The sequence below is a fragment of the Amycolatopsis sp. NPDC047767 genome (assembly GCF_040704195.1).
Classification (GTDB): domain Bacteria; phylum Actinomycetota; class Actinomycetes; order Mycobacteriales; family Pseudonocardiaceae; genus Amycolatopsis.
Genome location: NZ_JBEYSJ010000006.1, coordinates 58,235 through 79,020, shown reverse-complemented (window position 1 = coordinate 79,020; position 20,786 = coordinate 58,235). Strand labels below are relative to the sequence as shown.

Annotated in this window: 20 protein-coding genes; 13 read left to right on the top strand and 7 right to left on the bottom strand. The window is 70.1% G+C overall.

Annotated elements, in window-relative coordinates:
* Positions 1-7: 7 nt before the first annotated feature.
* Positions 8-901: a class I SAM-dependent methyltransferase gene (locus AB0878_RS13270; protein ID WP_366579503.1), complete on the top strand. Its 894-nt coding sequence runs from the start codon at positions 8-10 to the stop codon at positions 899-901.
* On the opposite strand, the gene AB0878_RS13265 is transcribed toward AB0878_RS13270, so the two are convergent.
* The gene (locus tag AB0878_RS13265) at positions 898-1,887 is read right to left on the bottom strand and encodes an MCE family protein (RefSeq protein ID WP_366579501.1); all 990 of its coding nucleotides are present in this window, start codon (positions 1,885-1,887) and stop codon (positions 898-900) included. The two genes, AB0878_RS13270 and AB0878_RS13265, sit on opposite strands and share 4 nt — an antisense overlap.
* A 131-nt stretch (positions 1,888-2,018) precedes the next feature.
* Here AB0878_RS13265 and AB0878_RS13260 point away from each other — a divergent pair, with 131 nt between their 5' ends.
* On the top strand, positions 2,019-2,990 hold the full coding sequence (locus tag AB0878_RS13260) for a magnesium transporter CorA family protein (protein WP_366579499.1): 972 nt from the start codon (positions 2,019-2,021) through the stop codon (positions 2,988-2,990).
* Between the two features lie 71 nt (positions 2,991-3,061).
* Positions 3,062-3,256 carry a hypothetical protein gene (locus tag AB0878_RS13255; RefSeq protein ID WP_366579498.1) on the top strand — a complete coding sequence of 65 codons (195 nt, stop codon included), beginning with the start codon at positions 3,062-3,064 and terminating at the stop codon, positions 3,254-3,256.
* 330 nt (positions 3,257-3,586) lie between these two features.
* On the opposite strand, the gene AB0878_RS13250 is transcribed toward AB0878_RS13255, so the two are convergent.
* A complete protein-coding gene (locus tag AB0878_RS13250) occupies positions 3,587-5,236 on the bottom strand; it encodes an amidohydrolase (protein WP_366579497.1) in 1,650 nt (549 codons plus the stop codon).
* A 366-nt stretch (positions 5,237-5,602) separates the two neighbouring features.
* Between AB0878_RS13250 and AB0878_RS13245 the strand changes: the two genes are divergently transcribed.
* The gene (locus tag AB0878_RS13245; RefSeq protein ID WP_366579495.1) at positions 5,603-6,091 is read left to right on the top strand and encodes a hypothetical protein; all 489 of its coding nucleotides are present in this window, start codon (positions 5,603-5,605) and stop codon (positions 6,089-6,091) included.
* A gap of 7 nt (positions 6,092-6,098) precedes the next feature.
* Here the strand turns inward: AB0878_RS13245 and AB0878_RS13240 are convergent, their stop codons facing one another.
* Together AB0878_RS13240 and AB0878_RS13235 are read right to left on the bottom strand one after the other, a co-directional pair.
* Positions 6,099-6,515 carry a cupin domain-containing protein gene (locus AB0878_RS13240; RefSeq protein WP_366579493.1) on the bottom strand — a complete coding sequence of 139 codons (417 nt, stop codon included), beginning with the start codon at positions 6,513-6,515 and terminating at the stop codon, positions 6,099-6,101.
* Between the two features lie 2 nt (positions 6,516-6,517).
* On the bottom strand, positions 6,518-7,576 hold the full coding sequence (locus AB0878_RS13235) for a reverse transcriptase family protein (protein WP_366579491.1): 1,059 nt from the start codon (positions 7,574-7,576) through the stop codon (positions 6,518-6,520).
* Positions 7,577-8,163: 587 nt separating this feature from the next.
* On the opposite strand from AB0878_RS13235, the gene AB0878_RS13230 reads away from it, so the two are divergent.
* From AB0878_RS13230 to AB0878_RS13200, 7 genes are all read left to right on the top strand, one after another.
* The gene (locus AB0878_RS13230; RefSeq protein ID WP_366579490.1) at positions 8,164-8,565 is read left to right on the top strand and encodes a GNAT family N-acetyltransferase; all 402 of its coding nucleotides are present in this window, start codon (positions 8,164-8,166) and stop codon (positions 8,563-8,565) included.
* Between the two features lie 33 nt (positions 8,566-8,598).
* Complete coding sequence (locus tag AB0878_RS13225; protein WP_366579488.1) at positions 8,599-9,054, top strand: MarR family transcriptional regulator; 456 nt, start codon at positions 8,599-8,601, stop codon at positions 9,052-9,054.
* A gap of 50 nt (positions 9,055-9,104) precedes the next feature.
* Positions 9,105-10,643 carry a chloride channel protein gene (locus tag AB0878_RS13220; protein ID WP_366579486.1) on the top strand — a complete coding sequence of 513 codons (1,539 nt, stop codon included), beginning with the start codon at positions 9,105-9,107 and terminating at the stop codon, positions 10,641-10,643.
* A gap of 45 nt (positions 10,644-10,688) precedes the next feature.
* Positions 10,689-11,672, top strand: coding sequence for a DUF1996 domain-containing protein (locus tag AB0878_RS13215; protein WP_366579484.1), 984 nt, complete (start codon positions 10,689-10,691; stop codon positions 11,670-11,672).
* Between the two features lie 119 nt (positions 11,673-11,791).
* Entirely contained in the window at positions 11,792-12,337 is a 546-nt protein-coding gene (locus tag AB0878_RS13210; RefSeq protein ID WP_366579482.1) for a sigma-70 family RNA polymerase sigma factor, read from the top strand.
* Entirely contained in the window at positions 12,337-13,047 is a 711-nt protein-coding gene (locus tag AB0878_RS13205; protein ID WP_366579480.1) for a zf-HC2 domain-containing protein, read from the top strand. The genes AB0878_RS13210 and AB0878_RS13205 overlap by 1 nt, the downstream gene beginning before the upstream one ends.
* Positions 13,048-13,254: 207 nt before the next feature.
* The gene (locus AB0878_RS13200; protein WP_366579478.1) at positions 13,255-14,697 is read left to right on the top strand and encodes a hypothetical protein; all 1,443 of its coding nucleotides are present in this window, start codon (positions 13,255-13,257) and stop codon (positions 14,695-14,697) included.
* A 64-nt stretch (positions 14,698-14,761) separates the two neighbouring features.
* On the opposite strand, the gene AB0878_RS13195 is transcribed toward AB0878_RS13200, so the two are convergent.
* Positions 14,762-16,120: an AMP-binding protein gene (locus AB0878_RS13195; protein WP_366579476.1), complete on the bottom strand. Its 1,359-nt coding sequence runs from the start codon at positions 16,118-16,120 to the stop codon at positions 14,762-14,764.
* Between the two features lie 670 nt (positions 16,121-16,790).
* Here AB0878_RS13195 and AB0878_RS13190 point away from each other — a divergent pair.
* Entirely contained in the window at positions 16,791-17,861 is a 1,071-nt protein-coding gene (locus AB0878_RS13190; RefSeq protein ID WP_366579474.1) for a glycoside hydrolase family 3 N-terminal domain-containing protein, read from the top strand.
* On the opposite strand, the gene AB0878_RS13185 is transcribed toward AB0878_RS13190, so the two are convergent.
* A complete protein-coding gene (locus tag AB0878_RS13185) occupies positions 17,858-19,075 on the bottom strand; it encodes an MFS transporter (RefSeq protein ID WP_366579473.1) in 1,218 nt (405 codons plus the stop codon). The genes AB0878_RS13190 and AB0878_RS13185 overlap by 4 nt on opposite strands.
* On the bottom strand, positions 19,072-19,581 hold the full coding sequence (locus AB0878_RS13180; protein WP_366579471.1) for a MarR family transcriptional regulator: 510 nt from the start codon (positions 19,579-19,581) through the stop codon (positions 19,072-19,074). Before AB0878_RS13180 ends, AB0878_RS13185 begins: the two co-directional genes overlap by 4 nt.
* A 358-nt stretch (positions 19,582-19,939) precedes the next feature.
* On the opposite strand from AB0878_RS13180, the gene AB0878_RS13175 reads away from it, so the two are divergent.
* Complete coding sequence (locus AB0878_RS13175) at positions 19,940-20,701, top strand: hypothetical protein (RefSeq protein WP_366579470.1); 762 nt, start codon at positions 19,940-19,942, stop codon at positions 20,699-20,701.
* Positions 20,702-20,786 lie beyond the last annotated feature (85 nt).

Genomic DNA, 20,786 nt, shown 5'->3' with positions numbered 1-20,786 from the left:
TCCCGGAATGACCCAGCCGCACCAAGATCGTTTCACGGCAAGGACTTTGGGCGGGGCTCTGCGGCGGAAAGCCGGCCTGGTGCTGCACCGGGTGGCCACCCGTCTGCATGACCCGTACACCGATCAGCTGAACCGGATCCGCGACGAGCTCCGCGAGGAGATCGTCCGCCAGGGTGACCGGTTGCTCGACCGGGTGGTGGAGTTCGAGATCCGCAGCCGCCGCGACATCGTGTACGCCGGTGATCAGGACGCCGCGCTCGAGAGCAACGTGTTCGCCCGCGAGAACCTCGTCGGTGCCCGCCACTTCGGCAGCCCGCCCGAGACGCTGAGGTTCGCGTTGTCGCTGGCCCCGACCGGTGGCATGGCACTCGAGTTCGGCGTCGCGTCGGGCAACACGCTGCGCACCATCGCCGCCGCGCGCGGCGGGGTCGAGGTCTACGGCTTCGACTCCTTCGAAGGCTTGCCCGAGGCCTGGCTCAACGGCATGCCCGCCGGCGCTTTCGCCCGCGACGACCTGCCCGACGTCCCCGGCGCGGAACTCGTCGTCGGCCTCTTCAACGACAGCCTCCCGGGATTCCTGAAGAAGCACCCGGGCCACGTCGACTTCCTCCACGTGGACGGCGACCTCTACAGCTCCGCGAAAACCGTGCTCGACAACGTCGGCCCGCGCCTGCGCCCGGGCAGCATCGTGCACTTCGACGAGTTCTTCAACTTCCCCGGCTGGAAGCGCCACGAGTACCGCGCGTGGATGGAACACGTCGAGAAGACGGGTATCGAGTTCACGTACGAGGCCTATACGTACAACGACAACCAGGTGACGGTGCGGATCACGCACGTGGCGGGGTACGAGGCTCCCGCGCAGGAGGCGGCGGATTCCGCGAGCAGGAAGATCACGCCCTAACGCGGGTAGCAGCCCTGCTCGTTCAGCGGCCCGATCGACGGGAGGACCAGACCGCACAGGTAGCCGTCGACCCAGTGGCCGTTGCCCGCGAGATTGGTGCCCAGGCGCAGGAGCGGGGCAAGCGCTTTCACGCCGCGGGCAAGGGAATCCTGGTTGCGCTGCAACAAGGACGTGAGCTGGTCGAGGCCGGCGAGCGTCGGGGCGAGGGTCTGGTCGTTGTCGGCGACGAGGCCCGACAGCTGGGTGGCGAGGCGCCGCGAGCCGTCGAGCAGGGTGGAGATGGCGGACTCGCGGCGCGCGACCTCGTCGAGCAGGAGGTTGCCGTCGGCGAGCAGGCGCTGCACTTCCGCGTCGCGGTCGACGAGCGTCGAGGACACCGCGCGGGTGTTGGCCAGCAGTGCGGTCAGCTGCGCGTCGCGGGAGGCGATGGTGTCCGACAGGCGGGAGAGGCCACCGAGCGCGGTCCGGACGTCGGCGGGAGTGCCGGCGAACGTCGTGGCGAGCGTGTCGAAGCTGTGCGCGAGCCGCGTGGTGTCGATGTGGTCGACCGTGGCAGAGAGATCGCGGAACGCGTCGAGCACGTCGTAGGGCACGGTGGTGCGCGAGCTCGGGATGGGCACGTCCGGGTCGAGCGAGCCGGCGCCCGCCGGATAGAGCGCGAGGTATTTCTGGCCCAGCACCGTTTTCAGCTTGATGGCGGCGGTGGTGCCGTCGCCGAGCCACGCGTCCTTGACCTTGAACGACACCCGCACGCGAGCACCGTCGAGGGTCACCGCGGACACGCGCCCGACCTCGACGCCGGCGATGCGCACGTCGTTGCCGTCGCGCAGCCCGGCGGCTTCGGTGAACTCGGCGGCGTACGTGGTGCCGTCGCCGATCACGGGCAGATTCCGGGCGTTGAGTGCGGTGACGATGCCGAGGGCGAGCACCGTGAGCCCCACCAGCGCGGTGCGGACGGGGTGGCGGGGACCTCGGGCGGACTGCACAGCGTGAACAGTGCCGCAGCCGCAGTGGTGATGCCAGTCACACAACACCTTCGGTGGACGCCGGTGGGTTCGGCGGAGATCGGCTGCGGGTACTTTTCGTCGAAAGGTTCCCCGGCGGAAGGTGGCGCGGCGTGGCACTCACGCGGGTCTACCGCGACGGCGTGCTGGTCGAAGAGAACTTCCCGGTCGAGCAGGTTTCCGACTACCTGCAGGACCCGGCCACCACCGTCTGGCTCGACTTCTGCGAGCCGACCGAAGACGACCTCGCCTCGATCCGGGAGGAGCTCGGCCTGCACGCGCTGGCCGTCGAGGACGCGGCCGAAGAACACCAGCGGCCCAAGTTCGACCGATACGACACGCATTCCTTCCTCATCGCGTACTCGGCGCACTTCGACGTCGACACCGGCATGGTCACGAAATCGGAGCTCGCCGCGTTCGTCACGAAGCAGGCGCTCGTGACCGTGCGCAAGGACGACGGGTTCGACATCGAGGCCGTGGCGCAGCGGTGGGACGCCTCGGCCGACCTCGCGAAGTCCGGCGTCGCGTTCCTGCTCCACGGCCTGCTCGACTACATCGTCGACGGGCACTTCGACAGCGTGCAGGCGCTCGACGACCAGATCGAGGCGCTGGAGGACCTGGTCTTCGACGAGCGGCCCGATCAGCGTGAGCTGCAACGGCGTTCGTTCCGGCTGCGCAAGAGCCTCACGGCGCTGCGCCGCGTGGTGCTGCCGATGCGCGAGGTCGTGAACACCGTGATGCGGCGCGACCAGCACCTGGTCGACAGCGTGATGATGCCGTACTTCCAGGACGTCTACGACCACGTGCTGCGCGCGTCGGAGTGGACGGAGTCGTTGCGCGACCTGGTGGCGACGGTGCGGGAGACGCAGCTGAACCTGCAGGGCAACCGGCTCAACACGATCATGAAGAAGGTCACCAGCTGGGCCGCGATCATCGCGGTGCCCACGGCGGTGACCGGGTTCTACGGGCAGAACGTGCCGTACCCGGGATTCCAGGCCACGTCCGGGTTCTGGGTGTCCACAGTGGCCATTGTGCTGCTGTCGGTGGGGCTGTACGCGTCGTTCAAGCGCCGCGACTGGCTCTGATCGCGTTTCACCCCGCGCGCACCCGGGTAGGTCCGGAGCGGAAGGGATTTCGCACTTCGGGGAGAACAGGCATGCGTGATTTCAGCGCCGGGCTGCACCCGGCCGCGGACCTGATGATCGAGGAAAACCTGGCGCACCAGGAGGAAGTGCGCCGGAAGGCGACGCTCGCCGTGGCGGCGAACTCGCGCGGCGCCGACGACTGCGCGCTGCTGCTGGACATGCTGGGGCTGCACACGGCGGACAGCCGGCGCGGGGAAGTGGCCTGAGTTCAGCCGGGCCGGCGGAAAGCTTTTCGGGCGCCTCCTGGCTCTCCCTCTCCCGGCAGAGCGTGCACACGAGCTTGCGGCCGATGCACTGGCCCTCGGGGGTCACGAGGTGAGCGACGTGCAACGTGGGGTAGCCGCACCTCTCGCACGGAATCGCGGTGCTCTCGTGGCTGATCAGCACACGGATCGACATCGGGCTCTCCTCTGCCGGGAGTCGGGTCGCGTTCGGCTAACCCGTTTCACCGCAGCTCAGACGCGGCCACGGTGAACGTCACCCGTTTGGGGGATGAGCTTCACCCTGGGTATAACGACAGCCCCGGCTGCGCACTTCTAGGCGCGGTAGACCTCGGCTCCGTCCACGTACGTACGCACCACCCGCGTCGCGCCGATCTCCTGGCGCGGGCTGTCGAACGGGTCACGGTCGAGAACCACCAGGTCGGCGGCCTTTCCGACGGTGAGTGAGCCGGTGACGTCGTCGAGGTGGTTCACCGCGGCGCTGCCCGCGGTGTAGGCGCGCAGGGCGGTCGCGAGTGGTAACGCTTGTTCCGGGCCTAGCGGCGGAGCGGTCGCGCCCGGCAGCGCGCGGTTCACGGCGACGTGGATCGCGGCCAGCGGGTCGGGGCTGCTGACCGGCCAGTCGCTGCCCATGGCGAGCGCGGCGCCGGTGCGCAGGAGGTCGCCGAACGGGTATTGCCAGGCGGCGCGCGGAAAACCGAGGAAGGGCAGTGTGAGCTCGTCCATCTGCGGTTCGTGCGCGGCCCACAGCGCCTGCAGGTTGGCCGTGGCGCCGAGGCGGTGGAAGCGCGGGACGTCGGCCGGGTGCACCACCTGCAGGTGGGCGAGGTGGTGGCGGCGTTCGGAGGTGCCGTTCTCGGCGATGGCCGCTTCGAGCGCGTCGAGGACGTCGCGGACCGCCCGGTCGCCGATGGCGTGGAAGTGCACCTGGAAGCCGGCGGCGTCGAGGGCGGTGGTGACGTCGCGGAGCAGGCCGGGGTCGAGAAAGCCGAGGCCCCGGTCACCGGTCGGGTGGCCGTGGCGATCGAGGTAGGGCTCGAGCATGGCGGCGGTGAACGTCTCGACCACGCCGTCCTGCATCACCTTCACCGACGGCGTGCGGTAATTGCGGCACTGCGCGGCCGTCGCCGCGCGGATCTCGGCGAGGCGCGCGACCTGGTCCGCGACGCCTTCGGGCGGGCACGACCGGTCCCACCACAACGCACCGGTGACCTTCGCGGTCAGGGTGCCGGCGGCGTCGGCGCGCCGGTAGGACTCGTGGACGTTCGACCCGTGGCCCGGCACGGCCACCCACGCGTCCTGCCAGTTCGTGACGCCGTGGGAGTGCAGGTAGCGCTGCGCTTCGGCGAGCGCGGCGTCGAGGTCTTCCTGCGTGTCGGCCGGGGCGACGCGGGCGACGAGATCAGCGGCGCCTTCGTGGAGGAGCCCGGTGGGTTCGCCGTCGGCGTCACGCTCGATGCGGCCGTCGGCGGGGTCGGGGGTGTCGCGGTCGATCCCGGCTCTGGCCAGGGCGGCGGTGCTGACCCAGCTGGAGTGGTGGTCGCGGTTGGGGAGCAGCACCGGGCGATCCCCGACGACGGCGTCGAGCGCGGCGCGGTGCGGGCGGCCGCCGGGGAACGCCTCCATGGCCCAGCCGCCGCCGAGGAGCCATTCCCGGTCGGGGTGGGCGCGGGCGTATTCGCCGATGATGCGGACGTAGGCATCCGCGGTTTCGGTGCCCGAAAGGTCGCAGCGGATCCGTTCGAGCCCGCCCATCACCGGGTGCACGTGGGCGTCGCCGAACCCGGGCAGCAGGAGCCCGCCGGCGAGGTCGACGACGTCGTCGGCTTCGCGCAAGAAGGGTTCCACCGTGCGGTCGCCGCCGACGGCGACGATCCGGCCGCCGGAGACCGCGACGGCCGAGCAGCTCGTGCCCGCGGCATCGGCGGTGAAAACGTGGCCGCCGCGGAACACCGTGGTCGTCATTACTGCACGGTAGCCGGGCGAGTCCACGGAGGACTCCGGGTCGGACGGGGAATTTTCGTTGCCCCTGCGAACCAACTGTGCGCTCCGAAGAGGACCGATCTTGCAACTGACCAGCGAAATGACCACATCCGCGGAAGTGAACGTTTCGTCCGGGATCGTGCCCTGGCCCGCGTTGATCTTGCCCGAAGTTACCCCATCCGGTCGGCCGGAGGGGCCAAATCACCGACCCTTGAGCACACTTCGTGACGCCCCAACCTTCTAACGGAGGAAGGCGTTGGGGCATTCGATGTATCTGCCACTCCGCCGTAACATCTTGTGCAGAGGAGCAGTCGGGTGAAAGCTCGGCTGAGGGGAGGGGTTTCGATGATGAATGCCAACAGGGTGGATGTGGCGGACGACTACCTCACGCGCCAGCAGCGTGCGCTGGCCGAGGCGGTGGAGTCCGACGGGGGTTTCGGCGAGGGAGGCCGCAGCTTCCGGATCGCCGAGCACCTCGCGGCCGAAGGTGGTCTGCACCGTTCCGACGTGATGGCCGCGACGGCGCTTTTCCTGGCCTACACGGCTTTCCAGGAGGGCAACTTCGACGCGGCGCAGGGGTTCGCGCGCCGGTTGCGTGGTCTGGACCCGGACAGCGTGGAGCTCGTGTTCCACCTCATGCGGCTCGAGGTCGGGCGTGAGCAGGGCTGGCTGCCCCGCACGCAGTACGACGACCTGCTGGCCTACGCGTGGCGCGAGAACCGCTTCGACCTGGCGCAGCGCGCCGGCGACATCCAGGCGCGCGACGTCGACCCCGGCGCCGCGCCGGTCGGCTCGTGGGCCGAGCTCGAGCGGACCCTCTGCCCGCTGCTGGCGTGAGGCGCGCCTAGTGCGGTGGTTCCGGCGCGTTGCGCGCCATGAACGTGCCGGCGTCGCCTTGTGACGGGTCCACGAAGACCACGTCGTCGGGGCGCCGCCTCGGCACGTCGACTGACAGCACGACGAGCGGGTGCTCGTCGATCCGCGGGAAGCCGTGGACCTTGGTCTTCTCGAAGTGCAGCAGCAGACCCGGACGGGCCTCGAACTCTTCGCCGTCGAGGTGGAACGTGCCGCGGCCGCTGAGCACGTAGAGGTGCTCGTCGCATTCGGTGTGGTAGTGCAGCGGCAGCTCGCGGTAGATGCGGAAGATCCGCGCGCTCGCGGTGGGTTTGTCCACGAAGTACTCGTCGACCAGCATCGTGTCGGCCGTGTCGGGTAACCGGTCGAGGGCGGCGAGGACGTCGAACACGTTGTCGTTCTGCACGGTCAGCTCCAATCGATGCGGTCGAAGAGCTCTTTCAGCTTGGCACCTCGGCCCACGCTCGTCGCGGAGATCCAGGCGATGCGGCCGCGCAGGTGCGCCCGGAAATCGGGGTGGCCGGCGTGGTTCTGCGCTGCGGGACCGGTCGTGGCGCAGTTGTGGAGGGTGGCGCGGAGGTCGTCGTAGTGGGTGCGAGGGGCCGCGGGCTTGGTGTTGACGACGAGGCCGGCCACCTTCTGCCGCTGGTGCTTGGCGGCGATCGACGTCTTTTCCTCGCGCAGCCGGAAACCCTCGTCCGCGACGATGCTTCGGACGCCCGGGATCAGGCGGTGCAGGGGGAGGGTTGCTTCACCGGAGAAGGCGAGGTCGTCGGCGTAGCGGGTGTAGTTCGCGCCGAGTTTCAGGGCCAGGCCCGAGAGCCTGCGGTCGAGGCGGTGGGTGACGGCGTTCGCGACGGCCGGGGATGAGGGTGCGCCCTGGGGCAGGTGCGGTTTGCCGAGCTGGTCGCGGACTTTCCGGGGCGCGTTCTTGAGGACGTCCGGCGGCGTGGTCGTGGTGACGATTCCGGCCACGGCTTGGGCGACGGCGGGTGGGTAGCCGGCGAGTTCGAGCAGCGAGCGGATCCGGCGGGCGGAGACGGTGGGGAAGAAGTGCTCCAGGTCCATGCGGATGACTTTTTCCTGGCCCGCGTGGGGTTCCGCGCACGTGAGGATGGACCGGCCGGGGTGGAAGCCGTGGGCGGCGTCGTGGACCGGGAGCGCGGCGAGGACGTGCCTTCGGACGCGCCGCTGGAGTTCGGCCAGGCGCGGCTTCGGGCGTTCGATCAGGCGGAGGCCGCCGGCGGCGGTGGGGATCCAGTGGTGGTGGTAGTGGCGGAGGGTGTGGTTGGCGCGGTCGTTCCAGTGGCGGGGGTCGGAGAACCAGGAGAGTTCCCCGGGGGTGAGGTCGAGGGCGCGGGCGCAGTCTTCGAAGGTGGGCCATCGCGCGACTTGCCACCGCCAGACGGGCGGTAGGGGTTCGAGGGGTGCGAACTCCGAAGTGGCTGGTTCTTCCTGCGTGGTCATCTCGGCCGGGTTGGTACGTCGGGGTGGGTTGGCTCGGCTGGTGCGGTCGGCTCGGCCAGGTGGGTCTCGTTGCTCTGGTTGCTCTCGTTGCTCTGGTTGGTCGGCGGCGCGGGGGTGACTCTTTCTCCGTTCATCCGCGCGGTCTTGTACGCGCAGCGTGCCGCGCTCGCGTGGGGCGCAGTGATTTGGTGATGTGGTGCGTTCCGGGGTTGCCCCGGAAGGGGTGGTTCTCCACCGGGCTCACCTCCCGCGTCGCCGGTGGTCGAGTTTAGGGGTGGCTCGGCGTGCTGCGCACACCATTGCGCCCGAGTGGTGGGTGGTGGGCACCCCGATTTTGATGGTGACGACGGTCTGGATCGGCCGGGGGAAGGGTGCGGGGAGGGGTGGCTGGGGGGGTGAGTTGTGTTGCCGGGTGGGGGGTTGAGGAGTGGCAAGGGCCGCGCCGGCCGGGTGGACGTGGAGGTGATGAGGCCATGGTCGAAGTTCGGGTCGCGGTGAGTGCCGCGGAGTTTGAGGGGGCGCGGGAGTGTTGGCGTGCGGCCAATGTTGCGCGCGGGAAGGTGCCTGGGGCGGGGCGGGTGGAGCGGGTGCGGGAGAAGCTGGCGGATCCCGAGGCGCTGGTGCTCGTCGCCGTCGAGGGCGGGGGTGTGGTTGGCATGGTGCTGGCCGAGGCGGGGCGGGCGGAGGATGGGCGGGCGGAGGATGGGCGCGGGCCGGTGGAGCCGGGGTTGTGGCACGTCTCGATGGTGTTCGTGCGGCCCGAGTGCTGGGGTGCCGGCGTGGGGGCGGCGTTGCTGGGGGCGCTGAAGGAACGCGTGGCGGGGCGGGTGCAGGTGTGGACGGGCGTGGGCAATGAGAGGGCGCTCGCGTTGTATCGGAGGGCGGGGTTCGGGGCCAGTGGCCGGCGGCGGGAGATCTTCGGGGTCGGGCAGGTCGTTCACCTGGTGTGGTCCGGTGAGGTGACGCGGGCCACCCGTCGACTGTCTTGACCTCAAGACCTTGCCTATAGCAAGTTTTGCCCTATGCAAGACGATCTCGACCGCCTGGAGCGGCTGACGCGGGTGCTCGTGGCCGTGGCGTGGGACAGTGCGCACGCCGCGCCGCGGGGGGTGACGTTTGCGCAGGTGCGGTTGTTGGTCGTGCTGGCGAGTCTGGGGCGGGTGCCGTGTTCGCGGTTGGCGGCGGCGATGGGCGTGAACGCGTCGTCGGTGACGCGGCTGGCGGACAAGCTCGAGGCGCACGGTTATGTGCGGCGAGGGGAGGACGAGCACCGGCGCACCGTGGTCACCGTCGAGGTCACGAAGGCGGGGCAGGCGGTGGTGGACGACGTCCTGGCGCGGAGGCATGAGGCGCTCGGGGAGCTGCTGGGGCAGCTGGCACCGGCCCAAAGAGAACGGGTGGCGGCGAGCGTCGAGGACTTGCTGGCGGCGGCGGAGAAGGCGCCGCTGGTTCCGTCGGCCGGGCCGGGGCGGCTGTGAGCGCGCCGGGGCGGGCGGCGCACCTGGGGGACTTCAGTGTGCGGCCGCGGATGTTGCTGATCACGGCGTTCGCGCTGTTCGTGGGGGCGGCGAGCGCGGTGGCGGCGTTCGCGTTGCTGAAGCTGATCGGGTTGATCACCAATCTCGTCTTCTACCAGCGCGTCGCGACGGATCTGGTGGCGCCGGGGGCGGTGCACCACCCGTGGTGGCTGGTGGTGCTCGCGCCGGTGGTCGGCGGGCTCGTGATCGGGGTGATGGCGCGGTACGGCTCCGAGAAGATCCGCGGCCACGGCATGCCCGAGGCGATCGAGGCCATCCTCACGGGCGAGAGCCGCGTGGCGCCGCGGGTGGCGGTGCTCAAGCCCGTGTCGGCGGCGGTGAGTATCGGCACCGGGGGACCGTTCGGGGTCGAGGGGCCCATCATCATGACCGGCGGCGCCGTCGGGTCGATCCTGGCGCAGCTGCTGAAACTCAGTGCGGACGAGCGCAAGACGTTGCTCGTCGCGGGGTCCGCGGGTGGCATGGCGGCGACGTTCAACGCGCCGCTCGCCTCGATCCTGCTGGCGGTGGAGCTGCTGCTGTTCGAGTGGCGCCCGCGCAGCTTCGTGCCGGTGACGGCGGCCGTCGCGGTGAGCACCGTGTTGAGGGGCTACCTGCTGGGCACCGGGCCCGTCTTCGGGGTGCAGGCACCGCAAACGGGTCCGCTCGCCGACGGGCTGGCGCTGATCCCCGGCGTCACCGGCGGCCTGCTGGCCATCGGCGCGACGGCGCTCGTCTACTTCGCCGAAGACCTGTTCGCGCGCGTGCCCGTGCACTGGATGTGGTGGCCGGCGATCGGTGGCCTGATCATCGGCGCGGGCGGGCTGATCGAGCCGCACGCGCTGGGCGTGGGCTACGACGTGATCGACCAGCTGCTCACCGGCCAGGCCACCACACAGCTGATCGTCGGCATCCTCGTGGTCAAGACGCTGATCTGGGCGCTCTCGCTGGGCTCCGGCACGTCCGGTGGCGTGCTGGCGCCGGTGTTCATGATCGGCGCCGCGCTAGGGGCGGCCGAGGGGGCGGTGCTGCCGCACTTCGCGGCCGGGTTCTGGGCGACGTGCGGGCTGGCCGCCGTGGTCGGGGGCGTGATGCGCTCGCCGCTCACCGGCATCGTCTTCACGCTCGAGCTCACCCACGCGTGGAGCTACCTGCTGCCGCTCGTGGTCGCGTCCGTCTCGGCGTACGCGTTGTCCGTGTTGCTGCTGAAGCGTTCCGTGCTCACGGAGAAGATCGCGCGGCGGCGCCTGCACCTCACTCGCGAGTACACGACCGACCCGTTGGAGACGTTCTTCGTGCACGAGGTGATGACGCCGGGGCCGGCCGCGCCCGCGCGCGTCACCGCGTTCCCCGACGAGACGTTGCGCGAGGTCGCCAACAAGCTCGCGCTCGGCCACGTCACGCGTGCCCGCGTGGTGGACCGCGAAGAGCCCGAAAAGGTGCTCGGCGTCGTCACGCTCGCGCAGTTGCTGCACGCGCGCAGGCGTGACCTGCACGAGGAGCACCACCGGGAGCGCGTGCTGCCCGTGCGGGTCGTGGTCCCGGACTGACGGCCCCGCGAACGTGCCGATCTTGACAGTGTGAAAATGATCCACGTGGGTTCGCAATCGCGGCGGCGGTGGTCGCCCGGGTGGATCGTGTTCACCGTCGTGCTCGTGCTGATCGCCGTGCCGGCGAGCGTGGTCGGCTACAACACGCTCACGGCGGGCGCGCACGAGGAGGAGCACACCGTCTCGCCCGTCTACTTCGCCGACGTGTCGGCGCTGCCCGTCGCGCCGCCTGCGCCCGTGGTGCAGCCCGGCGGATCGAGCGGCACCTGGCGCATCGACTGCGGCCGCGACGAGGAAGGCCGCCACAACTCCGACAACGTGGTGATCAGCCCCGGCGTGGCCGGTGGGGCGCACCACCTGCACGACTACGTCGGCAACGACTCCACCACCGCGTTCTCCACCGACACTTCCCTCGCCGCCGCCGGCACCACCTGCCAGGCCGGCGACAAGTCGACCTATTACTGGCCCGTGCTGCGCCTGCCGCGCGGCGACGCGCGCCAGACCGTGTTCGGGCGGCTCCTCGTGCCGGACTCGGTGCTGATCGAGTACCAGGGCAGCCCGGTCACCAACGTCGTCCCCATGCCGCGCTTCCTGCGCGCCAACACCGGCAACCCGCATGGGTACACGCAGGGCGGCGTCGGCACCGACCACGTGCAGTGGACGTGCTCCGGCAGCCGCGACCACGTCGGGCGCCAGTACCCGCGCTGCCCGGCCGGCCAGCAGGTCGTGCGGTTGTTCGACTTCCCGAGCTGCTGGAACGGTCGCACCACCGACAGCGCCAACCACAAGTCGCACCTGGTCTTCCCCGCCGCGAACGGCGCGTGCCAGGCCGGCACGTTCGCCGTCCCGCGCCTGCACCTGGAGATCTCCTACACCGTGCCGGCCGGTGCGGAGTACGCGATCGACTCGTTCCCCGAGGAGCTGAACAATCCCGTCTCCGACCACGCCGACTTCATCGACGTGATGCCGGACGCGCTGATGGCGACCGTCGTCGACTGCGTGAACTCGGGTAAGCACTGCTCAGCGTGACGACTGTGGCTTTGGTCACGGTTCGGTATCCGCTGAACTGAACCCCGCTCGCCATCCGTGTGCCCCTCGTGGAGGTGAGGAGATCCCGCACCTTGCGGGACTCGGGAGGGTGGTAGCGGATGGCCGGGTTGAGGACCCGTCATCGCCAGCAGGTCGCCGACGAGGCTCTCGTGCGCTCGCTGTTCGAGGAGCACGGCAAGGCGATGCTGGCGTACGCCACAAGGCTGCTCGGTGATCGAGCAGCGGCGGAAGACGTCGTGCAGGAGGCACTGGTGCGCGCTTGGCGACACCCCGAAAGCCTGGTCAACGGCAAGGGCTCGGTGCGTGGCTGGCTGCTGACCGTGGTGCGGAACCTGGTCACGGACAAGATCCGGGCGCGGGCCGCGCGGCCCACGGAGGTGGCGGAGTCGCCGACCACCGTGCCGGTGGCGCGCGACCACTCCGACCAGGTCGTGGACTCGATGGTGGTGCTCGCGGCGCTGGACGACTTGAGCGCCGAGCACCGCGAAGTGCTGGAACACGTGTACCTGCACGGGCGGACGGTCGGCGAGACCGCCGAGAAACTGGGCATACCACCGGGCACCGTGAAATCGCGCTCGTACTACGGGTTGCGCGCTTTGCGTGAGCAGTTCCGGTCGCAGCGACTGGGAGTGGGGGCCGCGTGATGAACACTTCGCACAGCGACCGGTTCGACCTCGAGGCCTACGTGGCCGGCGAGGCGGGCACGACCGACCAGCCGGACGTCGAGCAGCACCTGACGACCTGCGCGGAGTGCCGGGAGGAGGTGGAGTCATTGCGTGAGATGCAGGAGTTCCTGGGCGCGTTGCCGCCCGAGGCGCTGCTCGACGGGCCGCCGGACGACGCGGACCTGCTGCTGCAACGCACCTTGCGGCAGATCAGGTCGGAGTCGGCGGGTGCCCGCGGCCGGGGCCGGATCCTGGCCGCGTCGGCGGCGGTCGTCGTCGCCGCGGCGGCGCTGGGCGCGGGCGTGCTCGTCGGAAAGTCGGGCGACAGCGGGGCAGGGACGGCCGTCGCCGCGCCGCCGGTGTCCGCGCCGGCCACGGTGGCACCGGGAACCCGCTTCGTGACGGGGGAATCCGCCTCGGGGGCGCGGCTCAACGTCGCCGTCACCCCGGCAGCCGGCTGGGTGCGGCTCAACGCGTCCGTCACCGGCATCCCGGAGGGGCAGAAGTGCCGGCTCGTGGTGGTCGGCAAGGACGGCAGCCGTGAGATCGCCGGCAACTGGCTGGTGTCGGACAAGGCCGCGAGCGACGGCGTGAACCTCGACGGCTCGGCGCTCGTCGACCCGGCGAACGTCGCGTCGGTGCTCGTGGAGAACACCGACGGGCACCAGTACGTGTCGGCCTCGCTGTAGGTTCGTCGCAAGGCGCTGCCCGTTCGTCCAGTGTGGACTGGATGAACGGGCAGCGCCTTTTTGCTGTCCTGGCAAGGAGTTCCTGTTTCAGGCAGATGTGACCGCCATCACGAAACTTCGGTGAACCCTCACGGGGACCACACCCGTGTACCGGTCATCGAAGGCTCGCCATCTCCGGCAGCCGGCTCTGACAGGGAGAAACCCGAAATGTTGCGTACTCGAGTTGCGATGCTCGCCGCCCTGGTGGCGACGGGTGTGGCGGCGCTGACGGCGTGCGGTTCCACCGCCGGCACGCCGAGTGCCGCTCCGGCCGGTGCCGGGGGCGCCGACCTGGCTTCGTCGGTCAACTTCCTGACCGGCACGGCCCAGGAGAACGGTGCACCGCAGAACACCGGCGACTTCGCCGACCCGGCCGACACCAACGCCGCCGAGCAGTGGGTGGAGCTCGACGCCGGTTCCGCGTCCGGCCTGAACCCGGTGGTGCTGAACGGAAAGGGCTTCCTGCTCTACCGCTTCGACAAGGACAGCCCGAAGCCGCCGACGTCCAACTGCAACGGTGACTGCGCCAAGACCTGGCCGCCGGTCACGGTGAAGGCGGGCGGCAAGGTGTTCCTCAACGGCATCGACAAGAACGACGTCGGCTTCGTCAAGCGCCAGGACGGCACGCTGCAGGTCACGATCGGCAACTGGCCGGTGTACAAGTTCAGCGGCGACTCGCAGCCGGGCCAGGCCAAGGGCCAGGGCGTGGGCGGCACGTGGTTCGGCGTCACGCCGGAGGGTGGCAAGGCCCAGACCTCGCAGGAGGGCACCGACCCGACGACCGGTGTCGACTACAAGACCGGTACCGCCAAGGAAAACGGCGCGGACATGACCCAGGGCGACGACTACAAGGGCCCGCGTACCGACGACGCCGCGATGAAGTGGGTCCAGCTGACCCGCGGTTCGGCCGGTGGCCTGAACCCGATCGTCCACGACGGTGCCGGCATGACGCTCTACCGCTTCGACAAGGACAGCCCGAAGCCCCCGACGTCCAACTGCAACGGTGACTGCGCCAAGACCTGGCCGCCGGTGCTTGTGAAGCCGGGTTCGCGCATCTTCGTCAACGGTGTTCCCGCCGCCAAGATCGGCATCCTGACCCGTGCCGACGGTTCCCGCCAGGTCACCATCGGCGGCTGGGCGCTCTACCGCTTCTCCGGCGACAAGAAGCCGGGCGACATCAACGGTGAAGGCGTCGGCGGCACCTGGTTCGCCATCTCGCCGAACGGTGGCAAGGTCCTGCCGAAGGGCGGCGCCCCCGCCTCCAGCGGCCAGGCGGCTCCGCCGGCGTCGTCTTCCTCGACCGCGACCCCGCCGTCCTCGAGCACCACGACTCCTCCCGGTGGCGTGACCCTCGGCAACGGCAGCGCGATCCTCGACAGCGGCATCAACTTCTCCGAGCCCAACGGTTCCTTCGGGGTCTCGGGCCCGGGTTGCGTCGCCAACCCGCAGCCGACGCAGGTCTCCTCGATCCAGCTCAGCGGTGGCCCGGTGAAGCTCTGGAAGGGCCCGAACTGCACCGGCCAGTCGATGGTCATCACGGCCAGCGTGCCCGACCTGAGCAAGATCGGTTTCGACAAGCAGGTCGCCTCGATCCGCTTCGGCGACAAGTGAAGTAACCACTAGCCGAAGAGCCGGGGTGTGCGCCGACGGGGGGTGCACACACCGGCTCTTCCTTTTACGCGATGTGGCGGGAATGGCCGGACCAGAACGGTTCGGCCAGTTTTCGTTTGTCCACTTTGCCCACCGGGGTGAGGGGGAGCTCGGCGGCGAAGTCCACGGTGGACGGTACGAAGTGGTCGCCGCCCAGTGCTTCGCGTACGTGGTGGCGCAGTTCTGCCTCTGTTGCTTTTGCGTGGGTGACGACGACGGCGTGCACCAGCTCCCCCTCGCCGTTCTGCCCGGGCACCGCGAAGACGGCCGCGGCTTTGACGGCGGGGTGCGTGAGCAGGGTGTGCTCTATGGCGGTCGAGGGGACCTTGGTGCCGTGCTCGCCGGTGATGATCACGTCGGCGATGCGGTCGTGGAGGTAGAGGTAACCCTCGTCGTCGAAGTGGCCCAGGTCGCCGGTGGGGAGCCAGCGGTCGGCGATCGGTGGTTCGCCGTGGTAGCCGTCCATCATGGACAGTCCGCGCACGAGGATCTCACCGTTTTCCGCGCGGGCTTCCATGCCCGGGACGATTCGTCCCACGGAGCCGAGTCGGTGGGCTTTCGTGAGTTCTTCCGCGGAGATGCTCGCGATCATCGGCGCTTCGGTCAGGCCGTATCCCTGGCCGACTATCGCGCCGAAGGCGTCGAGCGCCTGGGCGAGCCTGTTGGGCGGAAGCGGGGCGGCGCCGAGTGAGAGGGATTTCAGGCTGGAGACGTCGGTGCTCGCCAGCGCCGGGCTGTCGAGGACCTTGGCCAGCCTGGGCGGCGTGAGGGCGAGCCTGGTGACTCGGTGGGTCTCGATGTCGTTCAGGAGTTCTTCGGCGTCGAAGCTCGTGCGGAGGACCACTTTGTTGCCGCTGAGCAGCGCCCCGAGCGCCGCGGCGTTGCCGGTCATGTGCGTGAGCGGGGCGGTGACGAGGACGGTTTGGGTGCCGTCGGGGGAGAAGATGTGGGCCATGCCGTCGTAGATGCCGGTGTGGCGGATGAGCTTCGGCGCCCCGGTGGTGCCGCCGGTGGGGAAGATCGCGGTGACCCGGTCGGGGAGGGTGTCCGGAGTGGACGGTTCCTTGGTGGCAAGCTCGTCGAGGTCGAGCAGGGTCGCCCCGGTTTTCTCGAGGGCGGCCTGTCGGGCCGGCTTGCTCGCCGACGCCGCGATGAGCAGCACTTCGAGCCCCCGCAACTGCGCGGCGACCTGCGCGAGGATCACTTCGGGCCGGTTGGGCGAGTCGATGGCCACGATGCCGGTCTGGTTGCTGAGGCCGGTGTGGATCCGGCGGAGCGTGTCGGCTGCGGCGCGGTAGGTGGTGGCGCGCCCTTCGTGGTGGAAGAGCACGGTGTCGCCGCCCTGGCCGAGCATGGTGAGGACGCGGGTCAGGAAGAAGCTCACCTGCGGCACGGTAGCCCTATCCGCTCCGGCCCATGCGGTGCAGCAGCGTCGCTTGTGGCGTCGGGCCGGGTGTTCCGTGCGGCGAGGTGAAGAAGCGGTTCTGCTCTCGGCCGAGATGGGGGTTTCGGCGAGGCCGGCGTAGATGGTGTCGAGGTGAGTGGTGATCCGGGTGACGAGGACTTCGTCGGGCCGAGCTTCCCATGGTGCGGGGGTGGGGGCGACGGCACGTTGGAATCCGCGGGGTGGTCCTCTGAAAACTTCCTGGGTGGCAAGGTTTCTAACGAACGGTCGCCTACTGCCACTCGAACGTGTCCGAGTCGGGCAGGCGATCCGACGGAGTTGTCCACACCGAGGCCGAGTTGTGGATAACTCCGCCTCAGCCGGGCTTATGAACGATTTTCGTCGGGGGTGGGCGATAGACTGGACGTGGGACGCCCCCCTGGGAGGGCGGGGGATTTCGGTGGGTCGATTCCGCCGATTCAGGGTTGCCGGAATGGTGTAGACGCGTTCACTGGCGGTGGGTTGGGCATTGGGAACTCGGCCAAGTCGCCGAGTCAACCGTGGTCGTGTGCGCGCGTATTCGCAGATTCCGGACATCACGCACCCTTCGGTCGGAAGGTTTTCGCCGGTCACTCCCAGGGGTTACCGTGGGCGCACTGGAGGGAGTGCCATGAAGCGAGTCGTGCAGGTGGTGGCCGCGGTGGCGGTGGCGGTCGTGACGGTGGGGGCCGTGCCCGGGGCGGCGGGGGCTCGGGAGCTGACGCCGAGGCAGTTGGCGGGGCAGCGGGTCATCTACTCGTACGCCGGGTTGACGCCGCCGGATCAACTGCTGCAGCGGATTCGTGCGGGCGAAGCGGGTGGGGTGATCTTCTTCGGCGAGAACATCTCGTCGAGCGGCCAGATCGCGGGCGTGGTGAAGCAGCTTCGCGACGCGGCGGCGCAGAGCCCGGTGCACGAGCCGTTGCTGTTGATGACCGACCAGGAAGGCGGGCAGGTCCGGCGGCTGCCGGGTGAGCCGACGCTGTCGGAGAAGCAGGTGGGGCAGTCGGCGAACCCGGAGGCGGCGGCGAAGGCGGCCGGGACGGGCGCCGGCAAGAACCTCGCGGGCGTGGGGATGAACGTCAACCTCTCACCGGTGCTCGACGTCTACCGGCAGGCCGGGAATTTCATCGACGAGTACGGCCGCTCGTACTCGAGCGACGCCACCACGGCGGGCAAGCTGGGCCGCGACTTCGTCGCCGCGGAGCAGGCCACGGGCGTCGCGTCGACGGCGAAGCACTTTCCCGGGCTGGGGGCGGCGCCGGCGGGGAGCAACACGGACGTCGCGCCGGTGACGTTGAACGTGCCGCTTCCGGAGCTGCGTACGAAGGACGAAGCGCCGTACGCGGGGACGGCGGCGAAGCTCGTGATGCTGTCGTGGGCCGTGTATCCGGCGCTCGACGCAAGTCACCCGGCGGGCCTCTCGCCGACGGTGGTGCAGAACGAACTGCGCCAGCGCGACGGGTTCCGCGGCGTCACCATCACCGACGCCCTCGAGGCCGGCGCCCTCCAGGCCTACGGTGACACGGGCAACCGCGCGGTGCTGGCGGCGAAGGCGGGCGTCGACCTGATCCTCGCCTCCGGGCGTGACGTCAACCAAGGTGACGCGGCGGCCGACGCCCTGGCCAGGAACCTCGGCGGGATTCCGGACTTCACGGCGTCGGTGGAGCGGATTTCGGCTCTGCGCAAGGGATTGTCCTAGCGTACGGCGAACCGTCGCAGGCCCGGCGTCGTCACGGCGACGGCCGCGACCGCGGCCACGCACAGCAACCCGCCGCTGACGAGTGACGCCAACGCCGACGTCGGCGCCGCCACCAACCCGGCGCGCAGGTTGCCGAGATCCGGCCCCGCCTGTCCGACGATCTGCTCCGCGGCAGCGACGCGGCCGAGCAGCTCGTCGGGCGTGTGCAGCTGAACCACCGTGCTCCGCGAAACCACCGACACCGTGTCCGCCGCACCCGCCAGCGCCAGGAAAACCAGGCCCAGCCACGGATTCGTGGTGAGCCCGAACAGCGTCAGCGCGAGCCCCCAAGCGGCCGACCCGGCCAGCATCACCACCCCCGGCCGCGGCAGGCGGGTGAAGACGCCGGAGAACACCGACGCCGCGACGCCGCCGACGGCGATCGCGGTCAGGAACAGACCGAGGGTGCGCGGGTTGCCGCCGAAGCGTTCGGCGTTGACGAGCGGGAAGAGGCTCATCGGCATGGACAGGACCATCGCGGCGAGGTCCGTGAGCAGCGCACCGCGGACGGCGGGCGTGCGGACGAGGAACGCGAGACCGTCGGAGATGCCGCGCAGGCCGGGGCGCGCGGAGTCGCCGGGTTGCATGGCGGGCAGGCCGAAGGCGCCGTAGAACGCGCAGCCGAACGTCACCGCGTCGACCGCGTAGCAGCCGGTCACGCCGGCCCAGCCGATGAGCACGCCGCCGATCGCCGGGCCCAGCAACATGCAGCCCTGGAAGGAGATCCGGTTGAGCGCGAGCCCGGCGGCGACCTGTTCGCGAGGTAGCAGCCGGGGGATGAACGTGCGCGACGCCGGCCCGGCGCCCGCGACGAAACACGACTGCACCGCGAGGATCGCCAGCACCCCGCCGACGGGGAACCCCGGCACGGCACTCTGCGCGACCAGCAACACCGAGCACGCGGCCTGCGCCACCGTCGTCACCAGGTAGAACCGCCGCCGGTCGACGCGGTCCACGAGCGAGCCCGCGAACAACCCGAACACGACGATCGGGACCGCCTGCGCGAGCCCGACGGCGCCCGTCCACACCGTGCTGCCCGTGCGTTCCCAGACCTGGAACAGCACGGCCACGAGCGTCAGCTGCCCGCCGAGCACCGAGCACGTGCGCCCGATCCACAGGCGCCGGAACTGCGGCGACGTGCGCAACGGCGTCACATCGAGCAGCTGCGCTCTCATTGCCAGGCCTCGTCTTGCCAGGCCTCGTCGCCTTCGAGCTTCTCGGCGATGCGGTCGTGGAAGCTCTTGCGCGCCAACGCTTTCTCGACGTCCACGACCACCTTGCTCAGCGGGTACGGGATCTCGGCCTCGAGGTCGACCAGTGCCGCCTCGGTCGCGCGCCACTCCGCCGCGAGCCGGTCGACGATCGCCTCGGCCTTGGGGGTGAGCACCACCTTCTTGCTGCGCGCGTCGTCGCCCGTGGTGGTGGTGACCAGGCCGGCCTTGCGCATGGCGGCCACCTTCTGGCTCAACGCCGAGTGTGTCCGCTCGACCGACGCCGCCAGCTCGGTGATCGTCATCGGCCCGCGCGCGTGCAGGCGCAGGAGCTCCATGACGAAGCTCGGTTTGAGGCCCTCGATGCCGCGCTCGGTGTAGAGGCGGCCGATGTCGTCGTCCATGGCGTTCTGGAGCAGGCGCATGGGGCGCCAGAGGCTCTGCTCGGTGGGGTCGGTGAACTCGGGCATGAGGGGAGTGTAACAGAACTTATATAAGCGCTGTTGCATCTGGGCCGTTCGAAGGAAAGTGTTCCGGTGACTGGGAAGTCGGCTGATCTGATGTGGCACAAGGGAAAACTCGTGCCGCGAGGCCGGTTCGGAAGTCGATCACGGGGGTAATTTCCTTCGCCGGCAAAGGATTCCCCACCGTGGCCGGCCTGGAGGATGCATGCGTCTTGAGCCGAGGTTCACCCGTCGGGCGGTATTCACAGCGGCGTTCGCCGGGATGGCCGTGAGTGCGTGCGGGGCGGTGTCGCGGCGGGTGCCGGCGGGGGCGCCACCGCAGCCGTCTTCTTCGCCGCCGCCACCTCCGCCACCTCCGCCGAATGTGCTGGCCACGAGCTTGCTCGTCGGCTTCTGCGGTGCGCCGCACGCGAAAGCCCTCGGCGAGATGACCGGTGATCTCGCGGCGGCCGGGCGCGAGCTCGTCGGGCAGGCTGGCGCGTATCGGACGGCGGTGACGCCCGTCGTCGAGCTGATCGCGACGGCCGCCCACCGCACACCCGGGCCCGACGGCAGGTACCGCACCCGCGCGTCCGACAGCACGATCGCCGACTACCTCGCCGAAGCACGGGCGCTCAAGGGTGTGCTGCTACTCGACATCCAGCCCGGCCGGGCGGATTTCCTGCCCGAGGTGCGGGCGTACGAGCGGTGGCTGGCCGAGCCGGACGTCGGCGTCGCGCTCGACCCGGAGTGGGCCGTCGAGCCGGGTGTGGTGCCGGGCGAGAGGTTCGGGCGGACGACGGGCGCCGAACTCGACGGCGTCGCGACGTACCTCGCGCAGCTCGCGCACGACCGTCGGCTGCCGGACAAGATCATGGCGTACCACCAGGTCGCGGCTTCGATCGTCCGCGACGAGGCGGCGCTGCGCCCGCACCCGGGCGTGTCGGTCGTGAAGGTCGTCGACGGCATCGGCAGCGCGGCGGCGAAGAAGGCGACCTGGCGCACGCTCATGGCGGCCAAACCGGAGCACGTGCTGGCCGGTTTCAAGCTGTTCTACGAGGAGGACACCCGCCGCGGCGCCGCGCTGATGACCCCGTCCGAGGTACTCGCGCTCACGCCGAAACCCGCGTACGTCGTGTATGAGTAAGCGCCCCCGATCCGGGTGACACCCACGCGTGTGGTCCTCCGCTCGGCGCCGGGCGGAACGGGCACTCTTGCTGCGGACCCTCCAC